Here is a 12061-nt window from a genome sequence, read left to right on the forward strand (position 1 = left end):
TATGACAGACAAACAAAACCCGAAAGATGACGATGATGATTTCGATTTCAGTGATCCTATTACAAGTACAGGTTTCAATAGCGAGGACGAACCACCAATGGCGGTTGTCGCTGATGAAAAAGACTTTGATTTTGACTTTGATGAAGAAGTAAGTGTGAACATGGAAGACACCTACATTGAAATGCACCATAGGATCGGAGATAAAACAATAAACCTTCGCTATTGTGGCAGAACGGAAGAAATCACTTGTTATAGCTGGTACACGCAAGAAGAATTTGCCGCAGTTTACCCGCAGATTGATACCAGAGTGATAAGTTCTATTGCGTCAGTATTCATCGAACTTCGCTACTACGGCCATGATTTTCACAGTGGTGACTTTCAAGCAATCTTGAAAAACTGGTTGGAAGAATATGTATTCAATAATATCCAACGCACGAACGTAGAAATGACTAAATATTTGATCGAGAAAGAAACAAAAAGTCTTTTTGATGAGCTTTCAAAAATCAGAATGTATAAATGCAATGAACCACACGAACTGCAGCAATTCACACCGATAAGATGGGCGACACCGGAGCAAATCAAAAAGCATTATGACCACTTAGTAAGATGTGGACATTTTAAATCCGGCGAATAGCAAGAGAAGCAAACCATTGAACAATAGGCCCCGGCCTTTGTTCACCAAATTAAAACAAACCCCGATCAGGAGAAACATGAGCAATGACAAAAAACCAAGAGTAAGAAACCGCGACAAACGTTTTACCCTTCGCGTATCGCAAGAAGAAAAAGACACCCTACTAGCCGCAATGGCTGCAACTGGTTCAACGTCAGTTGCTGATCTCGTAATGAATTCAGTCAATAACGCAAACGTGATCTTGATCAATGAGATTGAGAGCTATAACGACGTTTTTGCAAAAGCTGGCGGGTTAGGTAAAAACATAATCAAGGGTTTGAACCTTATTCAATCCCAACCTGAAAAATTTAAGACATTGATCAACTACCTTGAAAAAGACAACGGTAAGAATCTCGCCGCCATGTTGGCGTTTGCCACAACATTAGAAAAAGCCGTGAATACATTTTGCATTTATGAGGATAACGTTAAATGTTCAGCAGAACTGACCTTGAAGGAATTTGTTAAATCAAAGAAAAAGAAAGGTGCCAAACATGATCAATAAAATGAAATTGAGAAAAGGCGGCTATAGTCGTGGCGTGTCGAATTCTGCAATGTATCAATTGAAATTAAATCCCGAAGGCGACGCAATTGATTGCTCAATTGAAAGACTTGATGGCGAAAGCAATCAAGCCTATGCCAACCGCATAGAAAAGATTTTTGAAAGTGCTCGCGTCCCCAACCAACAGAACCTTTATCAATTCAATTCATTGTCATTGCACCCAAGTGAAGGCGACAAATTTACAGATGCACAAATGATCGAAATGGCGAAAGAGGTCTATTTAAAAAACGGCGTTAAAAATGGCCTGAGTGAAAATAGACATACTATGTTCGTCGTTGAAAGGAACACCAAGCACCATCACGTACACGCCATGATCCACCTTACTGACTTAGAAACCAAAAAGGTCAATAACAAGATGATCGATTACAACCCAATCATCAAAAAGCTTGAATTGAAATATGGCTTGTACAATGAACATCGCAAACCAAAGACAGAAGATGAATACAAGAAGAAATTTAAAAAAGATTTAAAAACCATTCTGGATAATGCGTTGAATCCCTCTGAATTCTTGATGCTTGCCAATGGTGCTGGCTTCGACATTCACCACAGCGGCAAAGATGCGTATTCAATGACCAAAGATGGTCAGACCTTCAAGGCTTCCGACCTTGCTGTGTCCTACAAGACCTTAAAAGCAGCATTAGGCGACGATCCCGAGTTTGCCGCTACGCTTGCATCACTTCACACAGATAAGCCTGGGAATGATGATTCTGGCTCGATTACGGCCCCTACCAGTGAAGCCCCATCACAAGACCCGACACCAGCACCCGCCAATCAATCGTCAGCAGCAAAAGCACCAGCCAATCAAGCAACAGATCATGATGCGGATTACGACGATTATGCCGCTGCCGACTGGCGTTCAAAGTATGCAGAGCAGCAACGAGTTGAGAAAAAAAAGCAATATGCGGAATATTATGACAATGGCAATTATAAAAATTTTCAAGGTCATCAAAAAACATTGTATGTGAATTATCATCACGATGAGGATGGCAATTACTATTTCAATAGAAATGATAAAAAAGCTTTTGAGTTTGAAGCCTCCACCGGGACTGTTAAGTACGACAGAGTTACCCCATCGTCTGCAAAAGCTGGTTTGCAAAAACTCATGGAAGATAAAAACAATCGCGACATTTATGTCACTGGTGGTGAAAAATTTAAACGTGAAATGTGGTTGCAATTTCACCTAATGTCTATGAGTGAAAAAGGCTACTCGTTTGAAGGTTTTAAACCTTCAAAGAAAGACGTTGAAGAACTCGAAAGACAACTTGAAGATAAAACCAAATATTACAACAGGTCACAAGATAGCAATATTAAATCTTTACCAACTGAAAAAGTTGCTGAAAAAACAGTTGAACCGTTGGCAATAAAATCAACTGAAAAACCAACAGCAATAGAAACAGAAAAACCAACGGTAGCGGATGCCGCTAATGGCGTAAAAAATGCTGGAATGGATGCCGCTTCAACTGCTGCAACTATTGCCGCAGGAGTAATGGAAGGTGCTCTTGAAAAAATCGTTGATGTGTTCGCTGTGCATGACGCACAAGGCCCAATGAATGAAATGCTTTCAGAAATGCGAGTGCTTGACGCTCAGAATAAAGAAAGTCAAAAACAAGCAGAAAATGAACAACATGAGAACAAAAAACGTAGACTTCAAAAATTTATACCGCAATAAAAAAACGCCTTCTTGGCGTTTTCTTCATTCTGTTTTTGGGTTGTCGTATATCGTGACATTTTTTAAATATTTCTTATCGAAGTTTCTTATCTCAAAGTCAAAACAAGCAGCCGCTTCACTTTGGCTGACTGATAACATCGTATAAGCTCCACTTAATCCGCTTCTTGAATAAACGCAATTAACGTTCATTGTGCAAACGTCAGCAATATATTTACATTCATTACCATTATTAGTAATGTAGTAATTTTGGTTGTGGTTCAAAGCTCCTTTGATTGCAAATGTTGATGTTTGAATAACAAAAACATTTAGATTATTTTCTGTTAATAGATTTGGTTCGCCTTGACCATAAAGCGGCGTAAAATTAAGAGTGGCAATAAGCTTTCTTTCTGGTTTTGCTTCTGGTGATTCCGGTTCCTCTGGTGTTGGATCAATGGTTGAACCGTCATCACCACCACCAGTACCACCGCCACCCACAGTCCCGCCATTGGTATCACCAACCCACGTCAAGGAATTATCAGGCAATGACCCGCCAAGCTTTTCTTCTAGCGGATAGCGTAATTGGTAAGCCGCATTAGCTGACATTGAAGCAAAAATTGCGATTGTTAAAAGTGAAAGTCTAATCATTGTGATACCTCATTAGTGTTGTTTGTTTTGTTTTCTCTCCTTTTTGCTTCACCTTTCAAATTTAATAATGCATAAATGCCAAGGCACTCAATGGCGATCAAGAATATAAAAGTGAATGTGTAAAAATTGGCGGATACTGCGAAGTAAATTGAAACGAGGAAAGAAGCGACCGCGATGGCTGTTACTAGTGTTACTAAATTTGATGTTTTCATGTTAGAAAAGATGTTGTTAATATTATTATATATAATAATATTAAAAAATCAAATGCGAGAAACAAGCCCGCTCCGGGCTTATTTTTATTTCACATGTATTGCTTGTTTAATTATTCGCCTTTGAAAAATTTGTTATCAACATCCGTCACGCAAAGGTTATTTTTCGCGTCATATGTCTCAAATACTCTGTATGACTGACGTGCTTCACCCATGAAACCAGCGTTATTACAAAGCTCTGTCGTATGCACATTTATGTAACACTCACGACTTTGACCTATCCACATAATCGTAAAATCTCGACCATATTTAATAGGTACGGTTATGATGCTTCCCGTATTCTCTGAAATCATTTCGATTTCATAATTTGCTAGAAGTGAATCAACGGCACTTTTAGATTCATCACCAGTGCTACAAATACACGTTTTAAAATTTTCGTTCGTTCTTCTAGTGGCTTCTGCACGGCTGTAACCATCGGCAACCAGCAGCAGCCAATCTCTGTTCATTGTTTGTTTGCATGTGCTGTCTTTCCACCATGCCGGTGCTCTTTCTGCACTTAGAGCATTAACTGAGAATAAAAGCGTTAAAAGCAATATCGTATTTTTCATAATTTCCCCCATGGTTATTAAAAGTTAATTCCTATTTTGTGCAATGTGTCGATTGCCATTTGTGCGGTGTGCGGAATATCGACAATCAATGCAGACGCAAACATTGTGATAATGGGTTTACCGTAACCGCTATCTTTTGATGATCCATTCGCAACTTGTGCTAATCCATAGGCACCCACTGAAAAATAAATCAAACCAATAATTTGAAAAATCCCAATGATGATTTGAATGTTTTCCAAAAACTTTTCGGCTGTGCCTCCACTCGAAAGCTTTTCTATTCTGCTTTTTAGCTCACCAGTAAGCCCCGATATTTCTGTATTCATACAGGCGTTATTTATCGCACCTTCGGAAACAACGAAACAGAAGTCTCCGGCCTTAAAATAGGTGTTTCCAAACACACCTATGGACGTTGTAAGGTTCATCATTATTGAACCAACAATTATGAACATGAGCGGGACACCTTTTGCCATTTTTCCGCCCTGTTCAGTAAGCAAAATCAGCTTATACGCACCGCTAATGAAAACGATGAACCCGATCAAAAAAACAACAAGCTTGATTAGCCCAATGTATCCCGAAATCATTTCAACAAGGGCGGCGGTTGCATCACCGTCAGCGAATGCGACGGCAGGAAGGAAAAGCAGTGTTAAAAAGGTGATTACATTTCTTACATTCATCATTCTCCTGATCGATGTTAAACCGCTGGCGGTTTTTGTTCATTTGGTTTTGCTTTTGATGCTTTCTTTTCGTTAATTTCTTTCAGCATTTTTTCGACTGGAAGCATGGCTGGCAATACGTTTATTTCACTGAGTATTTCCCCTGTGACTGGGTTGTATTCAAGATCGTTGTTATCCATCTTGTGTTCAATCAATGCACTACTTTCAATTGCTGTCACTGCGAACAACAAAATCTGACGCAACATGGCCACATTCCCGCCCTTGCTGATAGCGGTGCCTAGCAACATCGCTACGAGCTGTTTTACACGCTCGCTAGGGATTGTTGGCAATATGCTTTCAATGTGCGTAATCAACGCCTGAGCGGCTAGGCTGACGTGCTTTAAATCTATTTCTCTGATTTCTTCTATATCCATTCCGAATCTCCTTCATCTGTTATTTTTGGTTGTTCAGCTTCTTCTGTAATCTTAGGTTTTTTGACCTTTATCGGCTTTTTAAAAGCATCTAAATTCTTAGCAGCCGCCGCCTTTTTCTTGCCTAAATCTGTGTATAAAGTCTTATATGTGTAATCGACTTTAAATGTCATTGTTTTGCCGTTTTTCTTACCACCCTCTTTGTCTTCTTCGCATTTAGTAATTAGCCCAAGAGCTAACAATGAATCATTTGCTTTTCTTATGTTCATCACAAACGTTTTATCTAACATTTTATTTGATACGTTGAAACGCTTTCTTAAATCTTCAACAGTAAAAAAATTGGTCGCATTTTTTCTATTACACACATAGAGGATATACAAAATTCGTTGATATTCATTTCTTAATAAAGCCAAAATTTCGAGCGGTATATCGTAGAGATATTCAAGCTCATTGAAAAACTCAATAAATTCTTTGCTTAATCTTATTGACGTTGTTTTTTTGTCTACTTGTCGATATTCAATAAATTTAAAGCCTGATCTCGTGCTTATGCCGTTTTCATTTTTTGTATATGAAATATCAATTGAACTCAATTTCTCTTCAATCATGTTAATAAAAACGTCTTTTATGAAGCTGTCGCGATGATTAGTCTCTATATTTAAAAGCTTATATATTTCAGTATTGTCGAATTTAAAGGTATTTGATTTTTTCAAATATGCTTTTTTCATCAAGAAAAGAAAAACCTCAAAATCTCTAATAACTGAGAGATTGACGGACTTCATTTTTATATCTTTCAATTCCCCGAACTTTTCAACTTTGATAATACTTTCAGTTGAAGTCGAGTTTTTAGGCGTAAAAAATGGCAAAGCAAGGAATAATTTAGGCACTGAAATATAGTTTTCTAGCGTTGCGACTTTCCTTTTTTTTGTCGTGATAATGTATTCCATGGTTATAAAATCCTTAATTCATATACATATCAAACCATAATTTTTGCATTTATCAATAGCTAACGGCAAAAAAATTACATAAATATCAAACCGTATTTTAATGCTATTTGTTTTATCCTTTGTTTAATGAAAAAACCGACACAATTGATTTTTGATCTTACAGTTAACTATAACCACAAACGTGGTTTTCGATGTTTCCGTTACAGTTAACTATAACCAGCCATTTGCGATTTCCCTTATTCTTGCGGGCTTTTTTGATAGTTTCAGGAGGGTAAAAGATATTTACTACGTAAATGTATATATAAAATATGAGGGCAGAACGTCAAAACCCTTCTGGTGGATCTAAAATCTTAAAATCTTTCTGGTTAGAGCCTAGGCCCTTTATTTTGACTTTTTCAAGGATTGATTTTAAAATCCATTTTTTGATCAATGGAAGGGTGGAAATGACAGATAACGATTTAGGTAAATACAAAGAAGTCGTTTTCAGCGTCTTAGTTGATCAGTGGTGGAGAGATCCAAGAGATGGTAAGGCATTAGATTGCCTTCATTTCGACGAGTATTGCGATAAAGTATTGCAGCTTAAAACTAACGTAGATATGGGGCTGTTTGGTGTTGATGCAGGTTTAAGAGCATCGTTGAAAGCCTACACGCTTTACGTTGTTCTTTACACGCTTGGGCTTCGGGAATCCGAGGTCGAAAGCCAAGAAAATCTACAAATAATAAAAGAAGAAATATCTAAAACAGTTGAAAGCAACTGGCCTGAATATTATTTTAGAATGGAAAACACTTTTTCCATTTTTCTCCGTCAATTACATAAGGTTGTTTAACAATGTCTAAATTGCTTGATCTACTCGCACAACAAAACGCAATTGCTGAACAACAAAACGCAATTGCTGAACAAATCAAGACTCTTCAAGCTGATGAGAAAGAAGCCAAGGTTCTAAAATTTGTTGAAGAGCTTGAAGCCCTGCGAGAGAAACACGGCTATAACGTGGCCGATTTTATCGACGTGGTGCATTCCCTTCACAATGTAAAAACAGCCGCTAAAAACGTCAAAAGCGTGAGCGTAAAGACCACAAAGGCGAAAGCCCCGAAGTTTAAAGTTGTGATTGATGGCGTAGAGACGATCCTACAAAGCAAGAAAGCGGGGGCTGTCGGTGCGAAAATTGAGAAACTCGGATTCAGTACATACGCTGATTATCTGGCTGACCTGATGAAGAAAAACGATGTTAATTCATTCGATGTGTTGATTGAAAAGCTCGGCGGCGTTCCTGTCACTGCCTGACATTTTTTGAGAAAAAATTAAGCCCCTTGATTGGGGCTTTTTTGTGCCTGTTTGGTTTAGGCCCTTTCTTTTGACTATTTATTTTTCAATAAAAAATCATCAATTTTATTTTAGAAAATCTTGCAAATTTTTGAGTTTTGCCATTTTTGCAATGGTCGTTTTATGGCTTTCGTAAGCCATAAGTTACGTGTCAATAGCAGATTGAAAATATATTTAAGGTTGAACATTGTTTAAAAATAGGGTTGGACAATAAGCCCTATACATTAAATTAGTTAGGCCCTTTCTATTGACTTTATACTTTTAAATGTTTTAATTAAAGTAAGCCAACTAGAAAGGTAATTAAAATGAATAAAGAAAAAATGAATGTAGTGAAAGAATATTTAGAGCGTCAATTGAATTATGCTAATAACGAGCAAGAGAGTTTAGAGTTATTCTTTGTTGATACTTTGTATGTATCAACCAAAGACGACGCTAAAAATGAGATTTTATATGAGCAATGCTTATTGAAAATAAAAGCAATAGAGCTTTTGCTTAATGAGCTTGATGCTTAAAAAAGAAAGACCATTTAAAAGGTTGGGTAAAACCACCTTTTAAGCCAAATTAACACACAGAAGGAGATTTATGACAAACATCAAAAAGAAATTTAATCTAGTTGAATTAGCAGAGCAAGCATTTTACACATGCGGTTCATTTGTTCCAGTTGGCGGCGATACACATTTTACTAACAACTATCAAAACCCAACAAGATTTTTATTGGTCACCAAAATACCATCAGCAATTACTAACGCCAATTATGTGTTTAATGATTATTTCAAATCAGAAGAATACGAAGAATCTACGCAGAAAAAAATCCACTTGTTCAACTTAGATGATCAGTTTGATTATGATTATTCAGTAATCAAGATATGCAAGACAAAAAAATACAAAGCAATTTCGACAATTTCGACTTGTGAGAAATATTCTAGATTGATAGCCGCTCGTGATTTAGTAGCGATTAACAATGTGGATATTGAGCCGGTTGTTAGGTTGGCTTTTGATGAAGCCTTAACACCAAGAGACTTTTTCTTTTTTAAAGAGTTAAAATATGAATACAGAGTAACGACCTCGCTCGTAAAAGATCGCAAGGTGGTGAAAACGTTAAAATGCAATTTAGGCCATTTAACGATGATTCAAACGTTAAAGCCCTTTGACTATCAAGAAACAGAAAGCGAAGAAATAAAAGCCACAAGACCATCATTGTTAAACCCTGTTTATACAATTGATGGTGTTGATGTGATGGTGACATTTAATGAGACGAACAAACACTATAAAAGTCTAGTAGACATGATGCGAATCTAAACCAGCCCGGAAGGGCTTTTTTAATGTCAATTTTCCGTTTTCGTCCATATATGGTCTATTGTGCTTAGGCCCTTTATCTTGACTTTAAAAGCTTGTGATTTTAAAGCGAAGCGTCACCAGAATAGCCGAGCCACCGCACGGCCCCGCGTAGCGGCCATATCACCGCGTATCCGGCGATTTTCTGCACGGGTACAAGTCCCCGCACATCAAACCACCCTGATCGAAGCACAGGAGCTTTTAAAGGTCATTTGTCCGGTTGCGTCAGACACCGGAGAAATCCCACGGAGTGAGAAAAGCCGGGGCTTTCGGTATGATTCCGGTCATGAGAAGACACCCAAAAAATCACAGGTTAAACGCTACCGTCTTGATCAAATCGGCCTATCCATGGGCCGATGAAGTGTCCGGCCCGGCCAGCCTGGCGCAGATGCTGTTGAACAACCCGGACGCCAGCGGCAGGCCACGCGCCTCGCAAAAGCTGTGTGCCGGCCAGACCTTGCTGTGCAAGGCCCTGGGTTTGAAGGTGCCGATGTGGGACGCCAAGCGCTTTGATCAAGAGTTGCTGTACGTCGAAGACGTAGGCCTGGCGCCCGGCCAGGTTATCCAGACCACCCGCCTGGGCATTCCCGGCGGTCGCGATGAACACCTGATGTACCGCTTCGTCGATGCCGGCTATGCGCCGTATTGCACACGGAACCCGCTGCGCCGGGGCCAGGTCGAAGGCCGCGACTATTTTTTGATTTGAAAACCTACATAAACCTGTAGGAGCCCGGCTTGCCGGCGATAGCGGACTCAAGGACGCCATCGCCGGCAAGCCGGCCCCCTACAAGGACGATCTACAAAAAGGAGTTGTTTTTATGGGCCCATGGCTCGATGGCATTACCGGCTGGCTGACCCTGAACCCGCAATGGCTGGCCGTGGCGGTGTTTATCGTGGCGTGCGTGGAGTGCCTGGCTATTGCCGGCCTGATCGTACCGGGCACGGTGTTGCTGTTTGCCATCGCCGCACTGGCCGGCAGCGGCGCGTTGTCCCTGGGGGAAACGCTGTTGCTGGGCTTCCTTGGCGGCCTACTGGGCGATGTTGTTTCCTACTTCCTTGGTCGCCATTTCCACCAGAACATCCGGCGCCTTCCGGGCCTGCGGCATCACCCTGAATGGATGAGCGGCGCCGAGACTTACTTCCAGAAGTACGGCATCGCCAGCCTGCTGGTAGGACGCTTCATTGGCCCGCTGCGGCCAATGCTGCCGATGGTCGCCGGCATGTGCGACATGCCCTTCCCGCGTTTTGCCGCCGTGAGCCTGTTGGCCGGCGCGGGCTGGTCGGTGGCGTATCTGCTGCCGGGCTGGGCCACCGGCGCGGCCTTCCGCCTGCCGTTGCCCGAAGGGTTCTGGCCGGAGGCCGGGATTGTCGTCGCGTGCCTTGCGGTGCTGATCGGCGTGAGCCTCAACAGCAGCCTGCGCGGTCACCGGCGCGCCACCCTGTGGATGGGTTGTATCGGCGGCACACTGTTGATTGCGCTGTTTATCGGCTATCCCTACCTGAACGACTTTGACCAGGGGCTGATGGCCCTGGTGCAGGAACACCGCGGCCCGGCGATCGACCGGGCGATGGTGATGGTGACCCAGCTCGGCGAGTTCAAGAAGATGTTCGTCGCCAGCGCGGTGCTGACGGGCCTGCTGGTAGTGGCGCGGCAATGGCGCCAGGCAATCTTTGTCGGCGCCACCCTGCTGGGCGCCGCGCTGATCAATACCGGCACCAAGCTGTTTTTTGCGCGGATGCGCCCCGAAGTGCTGACCGACCCGCTCACCAGCTTCAGCATGCCCAGTGGCCATGCGTCCGGTTCGTTTGCGTTCTTCCTGGCGTTGGCGGTGCTGGCCGGTCGCGGTCAACCTACCCGCCTGCGCCTGACCTGGCTGGTGCTGGGTTGCATCCCCGCCGCCACCATCGCCGTGTCCCGGGTGTACCTGGGCGCCCACTGGCCCACGGACATCCTCGCGGGCACCCTGCTGGCGATGACGGTCTGTGCCTTCAGCCTGCACTTCAGCCAGCACCGCAGCCTGTTGCCGCCGATGCCGCCGAAAGTCTGGTGGTTGATATTGCCGGTATGTGGGGCGGTGCTCGGCTTCATTGCGTTTACCGGCACGTCCCACGCGCTTCTCAGGTATGCCTACTAAGCAGGGCCCAGCCAATCCGATGGGGCAGCGCGGCGTTCCACACTGCGTTCGCGCCGCTCCAGAAGCATTTCATCAGCAATATCCGCGGCGCGTTCGGCGATGTACTCCGCGCCGCGACTGTCGTTCAAATGAAGTATCTGCGTGGTGATGGCCATAAAAAACGCATCCCATACCACCTGCTCTGCCTGCGAAAGCCGAATCATCCTTTTCCCCTGATCATCGTTACGTGATTGCCAACTATTTCAGGCAACGGGATCAGGACAACGACGAAAAATCTGAAGATCGCAGCGGAAAACTCTCTGATCAGGTGAACAGCTCGCCCTGCAGCTCATCCAGCAATAGTTGAATCGCATCCAGCCGTTGCTGCGGGTCATCGAGCTGCAACAGGTCGATCTTGTCGGCTTCGGTGAAGGGCAGCAGGTACGCCAGTTGGTTGCCCAAGGCTTGCTGGCCATCGGCGTGGGTGCCCATGTCCAGGGACGCCACCATCGGGTGCTCGGCCAGGGCGTAGAGCAACGCCAGCAAGTCGGCGTCTTCTTCTTCCAAGGGCTGCTCCGGGTGTTCGTCAAGCCATTGCACTTCGGCCACCAACAGTTGGTCCTTCTGCACACCGGTGTCACGCACGCGAAAACGCCGGCCACCCTCGACCCGAATCCCCAGCAGTCCATTGTCCTGCTGCTTGAAGTCACGGATCAGCGCTTCGCAGCCAATCAACGCATAACCATCCGGTGCCAGCCCGACCTCCTTGCCGTCGAGAATGCACACCACGCCAAAGCTTTCGCCCTTTTTCATGCAGCGGCTGATCATGTCCAGGTAACGCGCCTCGAACAGTTGCAGGTCGAGGGTGCACCCGGGAAACAGCACGGTATTGAGCGGGAAAAGCGCCAGACTCATAAAGGT

General features: G+C 43.3%; 15 protein-coding genes and 1 pseudogene. 9 read left to right on the forward strand and 7 right to left on the reverse strand.

All coding sequences use genetic code 11. The features are described 5' to 3' along the window. The first annotated feature begins 1 nt into the window (after position 1). From M2400_RS11805 to M2400_RS11815, 3 genes are all read left to right on the forward strand, one after another. Entirely contained in the window at positions 2-634 is a 633-nt protein-coding gene (locus tag M2400_RS11805; RefSeq protein ID WP_259196728.1) for a hypothetical protein, read from the forward strand. Positions 635-710: 76 nt separating this feature from the next. Continuing rightward, positions 711-1172, forward strand: coding sequence for a hypothetical protein (locus M2400_RS11810; protein ID WP_259196726.1), 462 nt, complete (start codon positions 711-713; stop codon positions 1170-1172). Then, positions 1162-2898, forward strand: coding sequence for a relaxase/mobilization nuclease domain-containing protein (locus M2400_RS11815; protein ID WP_259196725.1), 1737 nt, complete (start codon positions 1162-1164; stop codon positions 2896-2898). The genes M2400_RS11810 and M2400_RS11815 overlap by 11 nt, the downstream gene beginning before the upstream one ends. Before the next feature lie 24 nt (positions 2899-2922). Here the strand turns inward: M2400_RS11815 and M2400_RS11820 are convergent, their stop codons facing one another. The 5 genes from M2400_RS11820 to M2400_RS11840 all read right to left on the reverse strand — a co-directional run bounded on the left by M2400_RS11820 (position 2923) and on the right by M2400_RS11840 (position 6367). After that, positions 2923-3522 carry a hypothetical protein gene (locus tag M2400_RS11820; protein ID WP_259196724.1) on the reverse strand — a complete coding sequence of 200 codons (600 nt, stop codon included), beginning with the start codon at positions 3520-3522 and terminating at the stop codon, positions 2923-2925. Between the two features lie 322 nt (positions 3523-3844). Next, a complete protein-coding gene (locus tag M2400_RS11825; protein WP_259196722.1) occupies positions 3845-4339 on the reverse strand; it encodes a hypothetical protein in 495 nt (164 codons plus the stop codon). Positions 4340-4356: 17 nt separating this feature from the next. Beyond that, a complete protein-coding gene (locus M2400_RS11830; RefSeq protein WP_259196720.1) occupies positions 4357-5013 on the reverse strand; it encodes a hypothetical protein in 657 nt (218 codons plus the stop codon). A gap of 17 nt (positions 5014-5030) precedes the next feature. Then, positions 5031-5426 (reverse strand): hypothetical protein, encoded by a 396-nt coding sequence (locus M2400_RS11835; protein ID WP_259196719.1) that lies wholly within the window; start codon positions 5424-5426, stop codon positions 5031-5033. After that, positions 5417-6367 carry a hypothetical protein gene (locus tag M2400_RS11840; protein ID WP_259196718.1) on the reverse strand — a complete coding sequence of 317 codons (951 nt, stop codon included), beginning with the start codon at positions 6365-6367 and terminating at the stop codon, positions 5417-5419. The genes M2400_RS11835 and M2400_RS11840 overlap by 10 nt, the downstream gene beginning before the upstream one ends. Before the next feature lie 443 nt (positions 6368-6810). Between M2400_RS11840 and M2400_RS11845 the strand changes: the two genes are divergently transcribed. The 6 genes and pseudogenes from M2400_RS11845 (at position 6811) to M2400_RS11870 (ending at position 11161) form a co-directional block, all read left to right on the forward strand. After that, positions 6811-7194 carry a hypothetical protein gene (locus M2400_RS11845; protein WP_259196717.1) on the forward strand — a complete coding sequence of 128 codons (384 nt, stop codon included), beginning with the start codon at positions 6811-6813 and terminating at the stop codon, positions 7192-7194. Positions 7195-7196: 2 nt separating this feature from the next. Further along, complete coding sequence (locus M2400_RS11850; protein ID WP_259196713.1) at positions 7197-7652, forward strand: hypothetical protein; 456 nt, start codon at positions 7197-7199, stop codon at positions 7650-7652. Positions 7653-7996: 344 nt separating this feature from the next. Further along, positions 7997-8203, forward strand: a complete 207-nt coding sequence (locus tag M2400_RS11855; RefSeq protein ID WP_259196712.1) for a hypothetical protein — start codon at positions 7997-7999, stop codon at positions 8201-8203. A 70-nt stretch (positions 8204-8273) separates the two neighbouring features. Then, positions 8274-8990, forward strand: coding sequence for a hypothetical protein (locus tag M2400_RS11860; RefSeq protein WP_259196711.1), 717 nt, complete (start codon positions 8274-8276; stop codon positions 8988-8990). A gap of 358 nt (positions 8991-9348) precedes the next feature. Next, positions 9349-9732 (forward strand): annotated as a pseudogene (locus tag M2400_RS11865) (DNA-3-methyladenine glycosylase); the annotation flags it as partial. Between the two features lie 112 nt (positions 9733-9844). Continuing rightward, positions 9845-11161, forward strand: a complete 1317-nt coding sequence (locus tag M2400_RS11870; protein WP_177043298.1) for a bifunctional DedA family/phosphatase PAP2 family protein — start codon at positions 9845-9847, stop codon at positions 11159-11161. On the opposite strand, the gene M2400_RS11875 is transcribed toward M2400_RS11870, so the two are convergent. Together M2400_RS11875 and M2400_RS11880 are read right to left on the reverse strand one after the other, a co-directional pair. Continuing rightward, entirely contained in the window at positions 11158-11364 is a 207-nt protein-coding gene (locus tag M2400_RS11875) for a hypothetical protein (RefSeq protein WP_177043297.1), read from the reverse strand. The genes M2400_RS11870 and M2400_RS11875 overlap by 4 nt on opposite strands. 100 nt (positions 11365-11464) lie before the next feature. After that, complete coding sequence (locus M2400_RS11880; RefSeq protein WP_259196710.1) at positions 11465-12055, reverse strand: LON peptidase substrate-binding domain-containing protein; 591 nt, start codon at positions 12053-12055, stop codon at positions 11465-11467. Positions 12056-12061: the final 6 nt, after the last annotated feature.

It is taken from the genome of Pseudomonas sp. BIGb0558, from assembly GCF_024807515.1.
Lineage (GTDB): Bacteria > Pseudomonadota > Gammaproteobacteria > Pseudomonadales > Pseudomonadaceae > Aquipseudomonas > Aquipseudomonas yamanorum_A.

Bases quoted from the DNA above. Each gene is read 5' to 3' on its own strand.
- M2400_RS11820 (WP_259196724.1), bottom strand. From the start codon at position 3,522: ATGATTAGACTTTCACTTTTAACAATCGCAATTTTTGCTTCAATGTCA.
- M2400_RS11875 (WP_177043297.1), bottom strand. From the start codon at position 11,364: ATGATTCGGCTTTCGCAGGCAGAGCAGGTGGTATGGGATGCGTTTTTT.
- M2400_RS11850 (WP_259196713.1), top strand. From the start codon at position 7,197: ATGTCTAAATTGCTTGATCTACTCGCACAACAAAACGCAATTGCTGAA.
- M2400_RS11825 (WP_259196722.1), bottom strand. From the start codon at position 4,339: ATGAAAAATACGATATTGCTTTTAACGCTTTTATTCTCAGTTAATGCT.
- M2400_RS11855 (WP_259196712.1), top strand. From the start codon at position 7,997: ATGAATAAAGAAAAAATGAATGTAGTGAAAGAATATTTAGAGCGTCAA.
- M2400_RS11870 (WP_177043298.1), top strand. From the start codon at position 9,845: ATGGGCCCATGGCTCGATGGCATTACCGGCTGGCTGACCCTGAACCCG.
- M2400_RS11860 (WP_259196711.1), top strand. From the start codon at position 8,274: ATGACAAACATCAAAAAGAAATTTAATCTAGTTGAATTAGCAGAGCAA.
- M2400_RS11805 (WP_259196728.1), top strand. From the start codon at position 2: ATGACAGACAAACAAAACCCGAAAGATGACGATGATGATTTCGATTTC.
- M2400_RS11835 (WP_259196719.1), bottom strand. From the start codon at position 5,426: ATGGATATAGAAGAAATCAGAGAAATAGATTTAAAGCACGTCAGCCTA.
- M2400_RS11810 (WP_259196726.1), top strand. From the start codon at position 711: ATGAGCAATGACAAAAAACCAAGAGTAAGAAACCGCGACAAACGTTTT.
- M2400_RS11880 (WP_259196710.1), bottom strand. From the start codon at position 12,055: ATGAGTCTGGCGCTTTTCCCGCTCAATACCGTGCTGTTTCCCGGGTGC.
- M2400_RS11815 (WP_259196725.1), top strand. From the start codon at position 1,162: ATGATCAATAAAATGAAATTGAGAAAAGGCGGCTATAGTCGTGGCGTG.
- M2400_RS11845 (WP_259196717.1), top strand. From the start codon at position 6,811: ATGACAGATAACGATTTAGGTAAATACAAAGAAGTCGTTTTCAGCGTC.
- M2400_RS11840 (WP_259196718.1), bottom strand. From the start codon at position 6,367: ATGGAATACATTATCACGACAAAAAAAAGGAAAGTCGCAACGCTAGAA.
- M2400_RS11830 (WP_259196720.1), bottom strand. From the start codon at position 5,013: ATGAATGTAAGAAATGTAATCACCTTTTTAACACTGCTTTTCCTTCCT.